This window comes from Streptomyces sp. NPDC030820 (assembly GCF_055572075.1).
Map to the genome: position 1 here is coordinate 157,313 of NZ_JBVIEB010000016.1, position 14,599 is coordinate 171,911.

General features: G+C 71.7%; 13 protein-coding genes, 1 tRNA gene and 2 pseudogenes. 10 read left to right on the forward strand and 6 right to left on the reverse strand.

Features of this window, described 5'->3' with window-relative positions; translation table 11 throughout:
- Positions 1-30 precede the first annotated feature (30 nt).
- On the forward strand, positions 31-1,077 hold the full coding sequence (locus ACZ418_RS35425) for a bile acid:sodium symporter family protein (RefSeq protein ID WP_468371299.1): 1,047 nt from the start codon (positions 31-33) through the stop codon (positions 1,075-1,077).
- Here ACZ418_RS35425 and ACZ418_RS35430 read toward each other — a convergent pair.
- Together ACZ418_RS35430 and ACZ418_RS35435 are read right to left on the reverse strand one after the other, a co-directional pair.
- Positions 1,027-2,904: an exo-alpha-sialidase gene (locus tag ACZ418_RS35430; protein ID WP_468371249.1), complete on the reverse strand. Its 1,878-nt coding sequence runs from the start codon at positions 2,902-2,904 to the stop codon at positions 1,027-1,029. The two genes, ACZ418_RS35425 and ACZ418_RS35430, sit on opposite strands and share 51 nt — an antisense overlap.
- Before the next feature lie 125 nt (positions 2,905-3,029).
- Positions 3,030-3,947, reverse strand: coding sequence for a quinone oxidoreductase family protein (locus ACZ418_RS35435; protein WP_468371251.1), 918 nt, complete (start codon positions 3,945-3,947; stop codon positions 3,030-3,032).
- 128 nt (positions 3,948-4,075) lie between these two features.
- On the opposite strand from ACZ418_RS35435, the gene ACZ418_RS35440 reads away from it, so the two are divergent.
- The gene (locus ACZ418_RS35440) at positions 4,076-4,513 is read left to right on the forward strand and encodes a MarR family winged helix-turn-helix transcriptional regulator (RefSeq protein ID WP_468371252.1); all 438 of its coding nucleotides are present in this window, start codon (positions 4,076-4,078) and stop codon (positions 4,511-4,513) included.
- 19 nt (positions 4,514-4,532) lie between these two features.
- Positions 4,533-5,060, forward strand: a complete 528-nt coding sequence (locus ACZ418_RS35445) for an isochorismatase family protein (RefSeq protein WP_468371253.1) — start codon at positions 4,533-4,535, stop codon at positions 5,058-5,060.
- A gap of 2 nt (positions 5,061-5,062) precedes the next feature.
- Here the strand turns inward: ACZ418_RS35445 and ACZ418_RS35450 are convergent, their stop codons facing one another.
- The gene (locus tag ACZ418_RS35450) at positions 5,063-5,782 is read right to left on the reverse strand and encodes an SDR family oxidoreductase (protein WP_468371255.1); all 720 of its coding nucleotides are present in this window, start codon (positions 5,780-5,782) and stop codon (positions 5,063-5,065) included.
- 119 nt (positions 5,783-5,901) lie between these two features.
- On the opposite strand from ACZ418_RS35450, the gene ACZ418_RS35455 reads away from it, so the two are divergent.
- The gene (locus ACZ418_RS35455) at positions 5,902-6,717 is read left to right on the forward strand and encodes a LysR family transcriptional regulator (RefSeq protein WP_468371257.1); all 816 of its coding nucleotides are present in this window, start codon (positions 5,902-5,904) and stop codon (positions 6,715-6,717) included.
- A gap of 68 nt (positions 6,718-6,785) precedes the next feature.
- Here ACZ418_RS35455 and fdhD read toward each other — a convergent pair whose 3' ends face one another.
- Both fdhD and ACZ418_RS35465 read right to left on the reverse strand, forming a co-directional pair.
- A complete protein-coding gene (gene fdhD, locus ACZ418_RS35460; protein ID WP_468371259.1) occupies positions 6,786-7,634 on the reverse strand; it encodes a formate dehydrogenase accessory sulfurtransferase FdhD in 849 nt (282 codons plus the stop codon).
- Between the two features lie 7 nt (positions 7,635-7,641).
- Positions 7,642-7,884 (reverse strand): annotated as a pseudogene (locus tag ACZ418_RS35465) (2Fe-2S iron-sulfur cluster-binding protein); the annotation flags it as partial.
- Positions 7,885-8,260: 376 nt separating this feature from the next.
- Here ACZ418_RS35465 and ACZ418_RS35470 point away from each other — a divergent pair.
- The 5 genes and pseudogenes from ACZ418_RS35470 to ACZ418_RS35490 all read left to right on the forward strand — a co-directional run bounded on the left by ACZ418_RS35470 (position 8,261) and on the right by ACZ418_RS35490 (position 12,719).
- Positions 8,261-9,208, forward strand: coding sequence for a beta-ketoacyl-ACP synthase III (locus ACZ418_RS35470; protein WP_468371261.1), 948 nt, complete (start codon positions 8,261-8,263; stop codon positions 9,206-9,208).
- Positions 9,209-9,337: 129 nt separating this feature from the next.
- Positions 9,338-10,015, forward strand: coding sequence for a GntR family transcriptional regulator (locus tag ACZ418_RS35475; protein WP_468371263.1), 678 nt, complete (start codon positions 9,338-9,340; stop codon positions 10,013-10,015).
- A 492-nt stretch (positions 10,016-10,507) separates the two neighbouring features.
- Positions 10,508-10,600 (forward strand): annotated as a pseudogene (locus ACZ418_RS35480) (succinate--CoA ligase subunit alpha); the annotation flags it as partial.
- A 260-nt stretch (positions 10,601-10,860) separates the two neighbouring features.
- On the forward strand, positions 10,861-12,459 hold the full coding sequence (locus ACZ418_RS35485; RefSeq protein WP_468371265.1) for an aldehyde dehydrogenase family protein: 1,599 nt from the start codon (positions 10,861-10,863) through the stop codon (positions 12,457-12,459).
- Between the two features lie 175 nt (positions 12,460-12,634).
- Positions 12,635-12,719: transfer RNA gene (locus ACZ418_RS35490), tRNA-Leu, on the forward strand.
- Here ACZ418_RS35490 and ACZ418_RS35495 read toward each other — a convergent pair.
- Positions 12,701-13,567: a hypothetical protein gene (locus tag ACZ418_RS35495; RefSeq protein WP_468371266.1), complete on the reverse strand. Its 867-nt coding sequence runs from the start codon at positions 13,565-13,567 to the stop codon at positions 12,701-12,703. The two genes, ACZ418_RS35490 and ACZ418_RS35495, sit on opposite strands and share 19 nt — an antisense overlap.
- A 478-nt stretch (positions 13,568-14,045) precedes the next feature.
- Between ACZ418_RS35495 and ACZ418_RS35500 the strand changes: the two genes are divergently transcribed.
- Positions 14,046-14,585: an aromatic-ring hydroxylase C-terminal domain-containing protein gene (locus ACZ418_RS35500; protein ID WP_468371268.1), complete on the forward strand. Its 540-nt coding sequence runs from the start codon at positions 14,046-14,048 to the stop codon at positions 14,583-14,585.
- Positions 14,586-14,599: the final 14 nt, after the last annotated feature.

A 14,599-nucleotide genomic window follows, 5' to 3' on the forward strand; every position in this document is an offset into this window, starting at 1 on the left:
CGCGTACGACCGCCCATGAATCGGAGCACCGTGAAACGCCTGCGCCGGCCGAGTTGGATGCCGATCGACCCGTACATCGTCCTGCTGCTCGGGACCGTGGTCCTCGCCGCGCTGCTGCCGGCCCGGGGCACCGCCTCCGACGTGGCCTCGGGCGCGTCGACGGCCGCGATCGCCTTCCTCTTCTTCCTCTACGGCGCCCGGCTCTCCACCCGGGAGGCGCTGGACGGGCTGCGCCACTGGCGGCTCCATGTCACCGTGCTGGTCTGCACGTTCGTGCTCTTCCCGGTGTTCGGGCTGGCGGCGCGCGCTCTGGTGCCGGTGCTGCTGACCCAGCCGCTCTACCAGGGGCTGCTGTTCCTGACGCTGGTGCCGTCCACGATCCAGTCGTCGATCGCGTTCACCTCGATCGCCCGCGGAAACGTGCCGGCGGCGATCTGCGCGGGCTCCTTCTCCTCCCTCATCGGCATCGTCCTCACCCCGCTGCTGGCGGCGGGGCTGCTCGGCAACAGCGGCGGCGGGTTCTCCGCCGACTCGCTGGTCAAGATCGTGCTGCAGCTGCTGGTGCCCTTCCTCGCGGGGCAGGTGCTGCGCCGTTGGATCGGCGGCTTCGTCGCCCGGCACAGGAAGGTGCTCGGGCTGGTCGACCGCGGCTCGATCCTGCTGGTCGTCTACACAGCCTTCAGCGAAGGCATGATCCGGGGCATCTGGCACCAGGTCAGCCCCGCCCGGCTCGGCGGGCTGCTCGCCGTCGAGGCCGCCCTGCTCGCCGTGATGCTCCTGCTGAGCTGGTACGGCGGCAAGGCGCTCGGCTTCGGCCGGGAGGACCGGATCGCCATCCAGTTCGCCGGGTCGAAGAAGTCCCTCGCCTCCGGGCTCCCGATGGCCAGCGTCCTGTTCGGCGCCCACGCCTCGCTCGCCGTGCTGCCGCTGATGCTCTTCCACCAGATGCAGCTGATGGTGTGCGCCGTCATCGCCAAGCGCCGGGCCCGGGACCCGCGGGAGGTCCCGGGCGCCGGCGTCGGCGCGTCAGCCGCTCACCTGGTCCAGGGGCAGCCACAGGACCGTGTCCTTCGGTGACCTGAGCGCCTTCGGGTCCGACAGTTCCGCGTCGGTGAGCGCCCGGTCCCAGACGTGCACCTCGTCGAGGGCGCCGGTGAAGAAGGCCCGGCTGTCCATGCGCTGGCCGATGTGCACGCCGAAGGGGGAGTTACGGCTGACCGACCCCGGGACGTCGGCGACGGACGTCTCCGTACCGTCGACGAACAACGACAGCCGGCCCCCGCCCCGGCGCAGCACCAGGTGATGCCACTGCCCGTCGTTGTACGCGGTGTCCGTGCGCACATAGGTGGTCTGCGGCGCGACCGCCCCGTTCCGGACCGTGATCAGCCCCTGGATCCGGTTGTTCGCCGGCTCCCCGCGCACCCACACCTGCGGCTGGGTGGTGCCGATCCCGCCCATCCACAGCAGTGGCTGCTCCCCGGTCGTGGCCGTGTACCGGAACCACAGGGACGCCGTGAAGTCCTTCGTCCCGAGCGGCAGCTCGGTGCGGAAGGGCAGGCGTACGGCGTCGTCGGTGCCGTCGAACTCCAGCGCGCCGCCGAAGACCCCGTCCGTCTCCTCGGCGCCGCCGAGCACCGCGGCCGGACGGGCGTGCGGGGCGAGGTCGGCGGTGATCGGGTCGGGGCCGCGGCGCGGGGCGAGCCAGTCCTCGGTGAAGCGGGCGAAGCGGATCTCGTCGCGCGCGTCCACCGCACCGCCCTCGTAGATCAGGCCCACCGTGTCCGCGTCGGCGCGGACCAGGTCGGAGTAGCCGGACCAGTTCGTGGTGACGACCGTGCCGCGGTCCACGCTGTCCCAGGTGCGGCCGCCGTCGTAGGAGGAGCGGATCATCATCGTGCGCCGCCGGTCGGGGTCGGCGGGGCAGGCGAGCAGGAGGCGGTCGCCTAGGCGCAGCATCGAGCCCTGGACCTGCGGGGTGTACAGGTCGGGCAGGTCGTGGAAGGGCGCGGTGAAGCTGCCTCCGCCGTCGCGGCTGACGGCCTCGGTGCGGTGGCCGAGGTCGGTGCCGTCCTGCTCCCGGCCGCTGACCAGGACGGAGCCGTCGCCGCGCTCGGCGAGGGTGAGTTCGGACGGCTTCTGCCGGAAGGTGCCGTCGTCGGCGATGGGCCAGGTGTCGGTGGCGCCGATCCGCCAGTGGCCGCCGTGGTCGTCGCTCACGATCAGCGCCGCGTGGTTGGCGGTGACCCGGCTGCCGTTCCAGGTCTCGGTGTTGACCCCGAAGACCAGCCGGCCCGCGTACCGGCCCTTGGTGAGCTGGATGCCGTGCACCGGCCCGGTCGCGTACCAGGAGTTCCAGTCGGCGGGCAGGATCTCCGGGCTCAGATCGCGCGGCACGGACCAGGTCCGGCCGTCGTCGTCGCTGTACTGGAGGTGCGGGGTGCGGTCGCAGGGGACCGAGCAACTGGCGCTGTCGGTACGGCCGGTGTTGTACGTCTCGGCGAGCCAGACCCGGCCCGTCGCGCGGTCCACGATCGGCGCCGGGTTGCCATGCGTGTCGCCGGCACCCTCGTTGACCACCTGCAACGGGCCCCAGGTGCGGCCGCCGTCGGTGGAGCGCTTGAGCACGATGTCGATGTCGGCGGCGTCCCCGCAGTTGAGGACCCGGCCCTCGGCGAACGCCAGGAGGGTGCCGTCGGTCGTCTTCACGATCGCCGGTATGCGGAAGCAGGCGTAGCCGGGGTCCTGGGACGCCTTGAAGAGGATCTGCTGCTCGAACTCGGGGTCGGCTGCGGGGGATTGGGCATGTGCGGGGTGGGGGGTTGCGAGCGGCACCAGGAGCAGTGCCGCCGTGGTGAGGGCGGTGGCGAATACGGCTCTGAGACGGGCGCGTAGACCTGACGGCATGGTGCGACCTTGCCCTTCGTCGGTCGGACATCTGGACATCCCATGTCCAACGTGCGCCCCATCGAAGGTAGTTCGGGCCAGGTCGCCTCACAAGAAGCGTGCAGCACAAGGAGCCCGCGAAGGGCCTACGGGCACAGCACGACCTTGCCGAGGTTGGCCCGCCGCTCGATCACGTCATGCGCCTCGGCCGCGTCCTCCAGCGCGAACTCGGCGTGCACGGCAGGCTTCAGGGTGCCTTCGGTGAACAGCCGCCACAGCTCCTGGCGCCACCGCTCGTACAGGTCCGGCCGGCCGCGGGCGATCAGGGCCATCTGGAAGCCGATCACCGACTTGGCGCCCACCAGCAGGTCGTACGCCTGGACGGTGCCGCCGCCCGAGCTGTAGGCGACGAGGCGGCCGTGCGGGGCCAGGGCGGCGAGGGCGGGGGTGAGCAGCGCACCGCCGACGGCGTCCAGGACGCAGTCGACAGGATCTCCCCAGCTGTCGTCGTCGTACCGAACGCAGTCGTCCGCGCCGAGCGAGCGGACGAACCCCGCCTTGCCCGGGTCGGACACGGCTCCCACCACCCGCCCCGCACCCCGGGCCCGTGCCAGCTGCACGGCCAGGTGACCGACCCCGCTCGCCGCCGCCGTGACGAGGACCGACTCGCCCGGCACCGGGCGCGCCGCCTCCAGCGCGCCGAACGCCACCAGGCCGCTGCGCACCAGTGCGACCGCGTCCACGGGGTCGGCGCCGTCCGGTACCGGAGAGGCCATGGCCTCGTGCAGCAGGGCGAAGTCGGCGTACCCGTGCCCGAAGCACAGTCCGGTCACCTGCTCGCCCGGCCGGAAGCGGGTCACGCCCTCGCCGACGGTGACCACTTCGCCGGCGATCTCGCCGCCGAGCGCGATCGGCTCGGCGGCCTCGGTCACCTTGCGGACCACGGGCAGGGTGACCCCGATGGCCGCGCAGTGGACCAGCAGCTCCCCGGGGCCGGGCTCGGGGACGGGCGCCTCCTCCAGGAACAGCGGGCCGCCGGTGGATTCATATCGGACGCGACGCATCGCACACACCTCCACGCCGGGCGCACCCGGCGCATAGATCGTTGGGAATACCTACGAACTCGTTGGGGCTCCCAACGGTAGTGGAGATTCATGGGGACCTCCAACGTTTTCTCGGTTAGGCTGCCGGCATGGCCGAAGCACCCCTGCCCGCGATCCGCTCCCTGCCCAGCTGGCTCCTCGGCCGCGCCGCCGCCCGGGGCCGTTCCCTCGTCGCAGACGCCCTCGCGGCCGAGGGGCAGAAGATGTGGCACCACGTGGTGCTCTCCGCCGTCCGTGACCTCCAGCCCGTCGCCCAGGCCGACCTCGGCCGCAGCGTGGGCCTGGACCCCAAGGACCTGGTCGGTGTGCTCAACGACCTGCAGTCCGCCGGCCATGTCCTGCGCGCCCCCGACCCCAAGGACCGGCGCAAGAACGCCGTGTCCCTCACCGGCGACGGCGCCCGCCTCCTCGCGCGCTGCGAGAAGGCCGCCCGCGAGGCCAACGACGAGCTGCTCGCCCCCCTGTCGGCCGCCGAACGCGATCAGTTCACGGGCCTGTTGATCCGGATTTCCGGCACGGACGGCTGACGGCGGCTAACGTTCCGTCATGACCGCAGCCCCCGTCCTCCACCCGCAGCGCACCGCCCTGGTCCTCGTCGACCTGATGGAACGCATCGTCGCGCTGCCCCTGGAACCCCGCAAAGGCACCGAAGTGCTGGCCACCGCAGAGGAGCTGGCGCACACCTTCCGCACCGGCGGGGCGCCCGTCGTCCTCGTCCGGGTCGAACGGCCCTCGGTGGCCGAACAACCGCCCGGCAGCTCACTCGTGCCCGGCCTCGCCGGACCCGGCGACCTGGAGGTGGTCAAGCGGACCATCGGCGCCTTCCAGGGCACCGGCCTGGACGAGCGGCTGCGTGAACGCGGTGTCAGCACCCTGGTGTTCGGCGGCATCGCCACCAACCTCGGCGTCGAGTCCACCGCCCGCGCCGCCGCCGACCTCGGCTACGACCTCGTCTTCGTCGAGGACGCCATGGCCGCCTTCACCACCGCCGAGCACGAGGCGTCCGTACGCCTCGACTTTCCTCGGCTCGGCACGGTGGTGACCGCCGCCGCCGTACGCCTCACCCCCGCCTGACCTCACACCAGCGTCCCGCCCCCGTCCACGACCACCACCGAACCGGTGCTGTATCCCCCACGCAGCAGATACAGATACGCCTCCGCCACATCCGCCGGCTCGCCCACCCGCCCCACCGGCAGCGACTCGGCGGACGTCCGGAACAGCCCCTCCCGCGCCTGTTGAGGCACCTCCCGCCACAGCTCGGTGCGCACCAGCCCGGGCGATACCGCATTGACCCGCAGCGGCGCCAGCTCCACGGCCAGCGCCCGGGTCAGCGACTCCATCGCCCCGCACAGCGCCGACGCGGCACTCGACCCCGGCAGCGGCCGGTGTCCGGCCGTCCCCGTGGTCAGCACCACCGACCCGCCCGGGCGGATCGAGGCGGCGCCGTACTTCACCGCCGTGTACGCACCCCACAGCCGCGTGTCCAGGAACCGCCGCGCCCGTACGACACTCGCCTCGGCCAGCGTCTCCAGCAGCAGCGACTCACCCGCGGTGTAGACCAGGTGGTCGAATGCGCCGACCCGCTCGAAGAAGCCGATTACCGCGTCCTCGTCGGTCGCGTCCAGCGCATGTCCCTCGGCGGTCCCCGGCAGCCGCTTCAGCGCCGCGTCCACACTCTCCTGCCGGCGTGAGGCGACGACCACCTCGGCACCCTCCCGCGCCGCGCCCTCGGCGACCGCGAGCCCGATGCCCGACGTGCCGCCGATGACGACGATCCGCTGTCCTTGCAGGCCCATGGCGTTTCCCTTCCGTCGTTGCTTGCCGACACCAGCCTGCGACCGCCTCCGCCCAGCCGTCCAAGACCTCTTCCGGCTGTGGCGATACCCTGAAGGCATCGCCGGTGAAAGGGGCGGCCATGGACCTCGACCTGCGGAAAGTCCGGTACTTCGTGGCGGTGGCCGAGCTCCTGCACTTCGGCCGCGCCGCCGAGCAGCTGCACATCGCACAGCCTGTGCTCAGCCGTCAGATCCGCGCTCTGGAGAAGGACTTGGGCGCCGAGCTGTTCGTACGGGACGGCCATGGCGTGCGGTTGACCGACGCCGGACGGCAACTCCTTGACGACGGACGGCAGTTGCTCGCCACGGCCGACGGGACCCGCCGTCGCGTGCTGCGGGCCGCGCGCGGGCCCCGGCGCCTCCTCGTCGGTTTCCGCGCCGGTGTCGTCGTCACCCGTGCCCTGCGCGCCTTCGCGGCGGCTCACCCGGACGTGGAGACCAACGCCCGCCGGGTCGAGTGGGACGACCAGGAGCGGCTGATCCTCGACGGGACCGTCGACATCGCCTACGTACGGCGACCGGTCCGCGAGGACGGGCTGGAGCTGCGTCCCCTGTACAGCGAGACCCGCGTGGCCATGCTCCCGGAGGGCCACCGGCTGGCCGGGAAGCAGGAGCTGTCGCTCGCCGACCTCGACGGCGAGCGATGGCTCAGATACGCCGATCCCCGGCCCGGCGATCTGCCGATCCGCACCATCGAGGAGAAGTTCGAATGCGTGGCCGCCGGCACCGGTATCACGCTCGTGCCGCACTCGGTCGCCGAGCAGTACTCCCGCCCCGACATCAGCTATGTACCGGTCCCCGACGCCGAACCCGACCAGGTGCTGCTGGCCTGGGCGGCGGGCCGCCGCTCACCCCTGATCACGGCGTTCGTCGAAGCGGCGCAGTCCCTCGGCTGAGGCGGGGTCCGGCGGCGCAGGGGGCGCTCCCCGCCGGCCGGGCCCCGCCGCCGTGCCGCGGGGAGGCCTCAGCCCTGGGCGGCCGCCTCCCGCAGGGCGATGCGGTCCTCGCCCGCGTACACGTTCATCGAGCTGCCCCGCAGGAAGCCCACCAGGGTCAGACCCGTCTCCGCGGCCAGGTCCACCGCCAGCGACGACGGCGCCGACACGGCAGCCAGCACCGGGATGCCCGCCATCACCGCCTTCTGCGCCAGCTCGAAGGAGGCCCGCCCGGAGACCAGCAGGATCGCCCGCGACAGCGGCAGGTCGCCGTTCTGCAGTGCCCGCCCGACCAGTTTGTCGACCGCGTTGTGCCGGCCCACGTCCTCCCGGATGTCCAGCAGCTCGCCGTCCTCGGTGAACAGCGCGGCCGCGTGCAAGCCCCCGGTCCGGTCGAACACCCGCTGGGCCGCCCGCAGCCGGTCGGGGAGGCTCGCCAGCAGCTCCGGGGTGACCCGGACCGGGGGAGTGTCGGCGATCGGGAAGCGGGCAGTCGTCCGTACCGCGTCCAGACTGGCCTTGCCGCACAGGCCGCACGAGGAGGACGTGTAGACGTTCCGCTCCAGGGTGAAGTCCGGGAGGATGACGCCGGGCGCGGTCTTCACGTCGACCACGTTGTAGGTGTTCGAGCCGTCCGCCGTCGCCCCCGCGCAGTAGACGATGTTCTGCAGATCGTCCGCAGTCGCCAACACGCCCTCGCTCACCAGGAACCCCGCCGCGAGCGCGAAGTCGTCGCCCGGTGTGCGCATGGTGATCGCGAGGGGCTTTCCGTTGAGCCGGATCTCCAGGGGTTCCTCGGCGACGAGTGTGTCCGGCCGGGTGGAGGGCGCCCCGCCCCGGATGCGGAGGACCTTGCGGCGTTCCGTGACTCGTCCCATGTCCTGATCAGCCCCGGTTCTGTACGTGCTGGTAGCCGAAACGGCCCTTGATGCAGAGATTGCCGTGGGTCACCGGGTTGTCGTGCGGCGAGGTGACCTTCACGATCTCATTGTCCTGCACATGGAGCGTGAGGGTGCAGCCCACTCCGCAGTACGCGCACACGGTGGACGTCCGCGTCTGCCGGGACTCGTCCCAGGTGCCCGCCGCCCGCATGTCGAACTCCGTCTTCGGCGCGAGCGCCCCGGTCGGCCGGCGCGGTGGAGCGCGGCTCCGACGTAGGCACCGATGGCGCCGGCGCCGAGAACTGCCACTTTCACGGGAGCACTCCGTTCGGTTTGAGGGATACCGCGGAGGTGTCGGGGAGAAGGGCCGACGGGGCACTCGTCGGCTGAATGCTGTGACGAAATATTGTCTACAGTATGGGATGAACCTCGGCAAGGGTTCGCGCGGCGACGTTTGAGGCCTCCCGTGGCCGCCGACCCCCAGAGTGTTCGGGCGTCCGAGGGTCTGAGGGAAGCCGACAACTCGGCCGCCCGATTCCTGTGGCTTCACCTGCCGCCGTACCCGTGGGTCACTGATCAGACTGGTGGATCCCGCTACCCACGGCCACGAGGGGACTCCCGCCATGAACGGCTCGCGCATCGCCGCCATCGGTCACTACCAACCCGCCCGGGTGCTCACCAACGAGGACCTGGCCGGCATGGTCGACACGAGCGACGAGTGGATCCGCAGCCGGGTCGGCATCCGGACCCGGCACATCGCCGGACCCGACGAGCCGGTCGACGAGCTCGCCGCGCACGCCGCCGCCAAGGCCCTCGCCGCCGCCGGTCTGACCCCCGGCGACATCGACCTCGTCCTGGTCGCCACCTCCACGGCGATCGACCGTTCCCCGAACACCGCCGCGAGGGTCGCCGCCCGGCTCGGCATCCCGCAGCCGGCCGCGATGGACGTGAACGTGGTGTGCGCCGGCTTCACCCACGCCCTGGCCACCGCGGACCACACCGTCCGGGCCGGTGCGGCCGCCCGTGCGCTGGTCATCGGCGCCGACAAGATGTCCGACGTCACCGACTGGAGCGACCGCACCACCTGTGTCCTGGTCGGCGACGGGGCCGGGGCCGCCGTGGTGGAGGCCTGCCCGCCGGGGGAGGAGCCGGGGATCGGGCCGGTGCTGTGGGGGTCGGTGCCGGAGATGGGGCACGCCGTGCGGATCGAGGGCACCCCGCCGCGGTTCGCGCAGGAGGGGCAGAGCGTCTACCGCTGGGCCACCACCCAGCTGCCGGCCATCGCCCGCAGCGCCTGCGAGCGGGCCGGCGTGGCCCCCGAGGACCTCGCCGGAGTCGTTCTGCACCAGGCCAACCTGCGCATCATCGAGCCGCTGGCCGAGAAGCTCGGCGCCGTCAACGCCGTCGTCGCCCGCGATGTCACCGAATCCGGCAACACCTCGGCCGCCAGCATCCCGCTCGCCTTCTCCAAGCTGCTCGAACAGGGGGCGCTCAGCGCCGGCGACCCGGTGCTGCTGTTCGGTTTCGGCGGCAATCTGTCCTACGCCGGGCAGGTCGTGCGCTGCCCGTGAGCGGCGAAGTGCGGCGTGAAGTGGGCGCAAACACGCCTGGTTTTTGTGCACCGTAGACTGTAGACAAAAGACAATCGATACTGAGAGTCCAGCGTGCGCACGCCAGACCTGCCCAGAAGGGGGACCGCGATGTTGTCGACCGGACTGCCGCAGGGGGCGGTGCCCAAGCTGGAGCGCCCCGGGCCGCTGCGCGAGCGCGTCTACGAGGCACTGCTGGAGCTGATCACCACCCGTGCGCTGCAGCCCGGCCAGCATCTGGTCGAGAGCGAGCTCGCCGGACACCTCGGCGTCTCCCGGCAGCCGGTGCGCGAGGCGCTGCAGCGGCTGAACACCGAGGGCTGGGTCGATCTGCGGCCCGCGCAGGGCGCGTTCGTGCACGAGCCGACCGAGGAGGAGGCCGACCAGCTGCTCACGGTCCGCACCCTGCTGGAGGCGGAGGCGGCCCGGCTCGCCGCCCTGCATGCCGGCGCCCCGGGGGTCGAAGCGCTGGAGGAGCTGTGCGCCGAGGGCGAGAAGGCCGTCGCCGCCGACGACGTGGACCGCGCGGTCGCCCTCAACGCGGCCTTCCACGCCAAGATCATGGAGCTGGCCGGCAACGCGGTCCTCGCCGAACTCGCCGCCCAGGTCGACCGCCGGGTCCGCTGGTACTACACCCCGGTGGCCCGGCAGCGCGGACGACAGTCGTGGATCGAGCACCGGGAACTGATCACCGCGATCGCCACCCGCGACGAACAACGGGCCGCCCAGCTGATGCGCACCCACACGGAACACACCCGCCACTCCTACCATGAGCGCAACGGTTCCTGATCGGCAGCAGGAGTTCGCCGTGGACCGGCATACGGACGCCGGCCGCGGCGGTGGCCAAGGCGAGCGCGGCCCGGCCGCTCGGAAGCGGCCCGGCCGCAGGCGTGGAAGTGGGCGTTCATCGCCAGGCGCCGGTGGGCCGGGGGAGGCGTCGCACGGAACGCGGCCTCGGCGGCCTTCCCGTCCCGCAGGGCGACCGCCGTTCGCCAAAGCCCGTCCGCCGCAAGACCGTTGACGACCCTGGCGCCGTCACCGACACGGTGGCCAGGACTGCGGGCGTACGGCGAAGCCGAGCGTGCTGCGCATGCGGAGTTCCCCCTCCGGCGATCGGTGAGCATCGTGGCGGGGGAACATCCGGAACGCGTGCTCAGGACGACGGCTGCGGCCTCGCGGCCGTGACGGCATCCCCGGCCGCCTCGGCCTTGTCCCGACCCGGCTGGCGCAGCAGCAGCGCGATCGCCGCCGCCACCATCGACACCCCGCCGGCCAGCGCATAGGCGGGAGGCCCTGGAGGCGGTCGGGGTCCGCGTAGGCCGCACCCCGACCGAGACGGCCCGGCTGGTCAAGGACGTCTTGCGGGCCGGCTGACCTGACCCGGGCGGCCTTCGGGCCTTCGCCGCCGGACTGACTCCGGCCGAGGCGGGCGGAGGGGGCGCGGGTGTGCTGGAGATCGCGTAGCCGCGGCGAACCGATCCGGGCCCCACCGAGCCCCCACTCCCTTCCCAACCAACCTCAAGCCCCCCACCCCATCCTCGAGCCATCCCCCACCTCTCCCCACCTGACCCCACCCCGCCCCGCCCCACCTCACTCACCCCGCCCCGACCGTGCACCGAGAGCGGAGCCGACGTATGACACCCACCCTCACCCCGAACCCTCCGCCCCCGAACCCCGCCCAGCGCCCGGCCGCCCCGGCTCCCGCGCTCCTCAAACCCGGCACGGCCTACGCCGACGCCTGGCGGCGCTGCCTCGCCGCCGCACCGGAGGCCTTCCGGGACGACCGTGTCCTCAATCTGTGGGGTGCGACCTGGCGGCCCGACGGACGTACGCTCCCGGCGACCACCCCGGTCGACGGCACCCCGATCGCGGGGGCCCCGCGGCTCGACGGCGCCACCGCCCAGCAGGCCGTACGAGCGGCCCTCGACCAGCACCGCGCCTGGCGGCACATCCCGCTGCCCGAGCGGCGGGCGCGGATCGCCGCCACCCTGGACGCGCTCACCGCCCACCGTGATCTGCTCGCCCTGTTGCTCGTCTGGGAGATCGGCAAGCCCTGGCGCCTCGCCCTCGCGGACGTCGACCGGGCGATCGACGGCGTGCGCTGGTACGCCGACGGCATCGAGGCCATGCTCGCCGGCCGGAGCGCGCTGGAGGGACCGGTCTCCAACATCGCCAGCTGGAACTATCCGATGAGCGTGCTCGTGCACGCCGCCCTGGTGCAGGCCCTGGCCGGAAACGCCGTGATCGCCAAGACCCCGACCGACGGCGGTGTGGCATGCCTCACCCTGGCCATGGCGTTGGCCGCCCGCGAGGGGGTGCCGGTCACCCTGGTCGGCGGCAGCGGCCGCGAGCTGAACCAGGCACTGGTGCGGGCGCCGGAGATCGGCTGTGTGTCCTTCGTCGGCGGCCGCGACACGGGAGCGGACGTCGCCACCGCCGTCGCCGGCCTCGGCAAATGGCACATCCTGGAACAGGAGGGCCTGAACACCTGGGGCATCTGGGACTTCTCCGGCTGGGAGCGGCTCACCACCGTGATCCCCAAGCTCTTCGACTACGGAAAACAGCGCTGCACCGCTTACCCGCGTTTCGTCGTGCAGCGTTCCCTGTTCGACGCGTTCCTGGCCGCCTACCTCCCCGCGGTCCGCTCCGTCCGCGTCGGCCATCCCCTCGCGGTAGCGGCCCCGGCCGACCCGCCGCCCGAGCTGGACTTCGGCCCGCTGATCAACGCGGCCAAGGCCAAGGAACTCACCGACCAGGTCGCCGAGGCCGTCGACCGGGGTGCCGTACCGCTCCACCGCGGCCGCCCCGACGACACACGGTTCCTGCCGGGCCAGGACACCTCCGCCTACGTCCACCCGGTCACCCTCCTCAACCCGCCGCCGTCCTCCCCGCTGCACCACGCGGAACCCTTCGGACCGGTCGACACGATCGTCCTGGTCGACACCGAGGCCGAGCTGCTGGCCGCCATGAACGCATCCAACGGCGCGCTGGTCGCCACCCTCGCCACGGACGACCGGGCCACCTACGACCGGCTCGCCCCGCAGATCCGCGCCTTCAAGACCGGCCACGGCGTCCCACGCTCCCGGGGCGACCGCGACGAGCTGTTCGGCGGTTTCGGTGCCTCCTGGCGGGGCGCGTTCGTCGGCGGCGATCTCCTGGTGCGCGCCGTGACCCGCGGCCCGGCGGGGGAGCGGCTGCCCGGGAACTTCCCGGAGTACCAGCTCATGCCGTGATCCTCGCCGTGTGTACACAGGATCACGCATTCCGTAAACCACCACCGACCAGGCGGCCCGGCACGCCCCGGGCCGCTTCCCAGGGACGGATACGCAGGTGAAACGCACTCCGAAACCTTGGTATTGTTGTCCCTGTCGCCGCGGGGAACACCCCCGGCAAGGCGGCAGACACCTAGTCCGGGTGGCGGAATGGCAGACGCGCTAGCTTGAGGTGCTAGTGCCCTTTATCGGGCGTGGGGGTTCAAGTCCCCCCTCGGACACTCCTTATAGCGATACGGAATCGAGGGCCTCGACCTAACGGTCGCGGTCCTCGTTGCGTTGTCGTACGCGATCGTGATGCCCAGGGCCTCGTAGAGGGCTCTTTCTTCTCGGCGTCGGCGGCCTGGATACGTTGTGCGATGCCTCCGAGTCTGTCAGTGATCTCCCGGATCTGGTCTGCCGTGATGGGCGGTTCCTTCTTCCGGGTGACGGTGGGCAGTGCGTCGAGCTTCTTCTGTGCCGCTTCCCTGTCACATTGCGCGTCGTTGATCCACTGGGTGACGACGGCCGGGTCGGCTCCGGAGTCGAGAGCGGCCTGGTAGCGGGCAAGACGCCGCTCGCACTCCTTGATCGCCTGGCGGGCTTGAGCCTGCTCGGGGGTTTGTGGCTGTGCGGCGCTTGCCGCGATGCCGGCCCGGCTGAGTGCGGTGATGGTGGCGGTGAGCCGGTTCGGGTCGAAGGCCCGGGTGATCCATGCGTCCAGTGCCCTGCACATGATGTCTTCGCGCAGGCTGATGGTGCGAGGGTGGTCGAGTCCGGGGTAGAGGGCGGCTTCCTGTTCCTTGTACTCGCATCGGCAGTAGACGCGGTCGCGGATCGCAGAGGGCTGCATCTTCCGTCCAGCCACGACGGCATCCCCTCCGCCCACGACGAACCCGCACACGAGCCGCTCATCACCAAGGAACTCTTCGAGGCCGCCCAGCGGGGCCGCAGGCAACGCGCCCGCGTCTACCAGCGGCAGGAACGGCCCAACCTCCGGCACCCACAGCGGGATACGGAAGTGCACGAAGACGGGGAAGGTGTTGCCGAACTGGTTGCCGTAGAAGGTGCGCTGCGGCTCTCCGATCACGACGGCGTCGAATCCGCGGTGCGGGTCGCGGAGTGCTTGGAGGAGTTCGCTGGCGCGGGGGCGGCGCTGCCAGGGCAGGGAGCGGCTCTGTCCGATGTCGAAGTACTCGGTGACGATCTGGCCGCCGGCGGGTTCGATCAGGGCGCGGGAGCGGGTGAGCTGCCAGTTCTGGAGGCTTCGGGATCTTGAAGGTCCTCGGTGGAACAGCGGCCGGCGAAGGCGAAGCGGATCACGTGCGGTCAGACCCTCAGGGGTGTATGTGTAGCGCGGTGCGGGTGTTATGTGGCGGTCTGTCGTACCTCGATTGGGCAAGAAGAGCCAGCCGTGCCCATCCCCGCCTGCTTAGGTGTCATCGGGATCGAGGCGCCGCCGCCCCGGATCGGCGATCACGGCGCGAAGGAGCTCCAGGAGGGCGGCTGCGACGGACTCCGTCACGCTGGATGGCTTGTCGGGGAGGGTCACGTGGATCTTCTGGGGGGTGGCCGTACTGGCAGCAGACGCAGCATGGCGAACGCGTTTGTCACACCCGGATAGGCCAGTCGCAGCAGCACGGCTGGTCGTCTTGTCGCGGCAATCGCCAGCCGCGCGAGAGCTCCGGCGCAAGCGACCACGGTCGACACCCCGCATACCGGCTTCCACCACGGCGGATGATTTTTCGGCAAGGGCAACGTCGGCAGCAGTACGGGCACAGGTCCCGGTGATCATGAAGTTGCGACGCTCCGTGATCACTGGGGAGACCTGTGCCCGCGCTTCGAGGATGCGGTCGGATGCGGACCGCCTGTCGAGCGTGGCGGCCGCCCCTGCCGACCGCGGCGATCTGTCGGCCGCGCTCATCCACCGCGACGGCATCGTTGCCTGGGCCGCCGCCCCGGGCCTGCCCGCGGACACCGCAGCTCTGGCGCTCGCGCTGTGCACCTGGTTCGGCGCACCGCAGACACGTACGGCGAACGGCCAACAAGGTGAACCTGGCCAGCCTGAAGACAGGAAAAGCACCGGGCAACGCAGAGGGGAGGTCTGATGGTGTGCGATCCA

Excerpts from the sequence above, each read along its gene's own strand:
- ACZ418_RS35430 (WP_468371249.1), bottom strand. The coding sequence starts at position 2,904 with ATGCCGTCAGGTCTACGCGCCCGTCTCAGAGCCGTATTCGCCACCGCC.
- ACZ418_RS35435 (WP_468371251.1), bottom strand. The coding sequence starts at position 3,947 with ATGCGTCGCGTCCGATATGAATCCACCGGCGGCCCGCTGTTCCTGGAG.
- ACZ418_RS35440 (WP_468371252.1), top strand. The coding sequence starts at position 4,076 with ATGGCCGAAGCACCCCTGCCCGCGATCCGCTCCCTGCCCAGCTGGCTC.
- ACZ418_RS35445 (WP_468371253.1), top strand. The coding sequence starts at position 4,533 with ATGACCGCAGCCCCCGTCCTCCACCCGCAGCGCACCGCCCTGGTCCTC.
- ACZ418_RS35450 (WP_468371255.1), bottom strand. The coding sequence starts at position 5,782 with ATGGGCCTGCAAGGACAGCGGATCGTCGTCATCGGCGGCACGTCGGGC.
- ACZ418_RS35455 (WP_468371257.1), top strand. The coding sequence starts at position 5,902 with ATGGACCTCGACCTGCGGAAAGTCCGGTACTTCGTGGCGGTGGCCGAG.
- fdhD (WP_468371259.1), bottom strand. The coding sequence starts at position 7,634 with ATGGGACGAGTCACGGAACGCCGCAAGGTCCTCCGCATCCGGGGCGGG.
- ACZ418_RS35470 (WP_468371261.1), top strand. The coding sequence starts at position 8,261 with ATGAACGGCTCGCGCATCGCCGCCATCGGTCACTACCAACCCGCCCGG.
- ACZ418_RS35475 (WP_468371263.1), top strand. The coding sequence starts at position 9,338 with ATGTTGTCGACCGGACTGCCGCAGGGGGCGGTGCCCAAGCTGGAGCGC.
- ACZ418_RS35485 (WP_468371265.1), top strand. The coding sequence starts at position 10,861 with ATGACACCCACCCTCACCCCGAACCCTCCGCCCCCGAACCCCGCCCAG.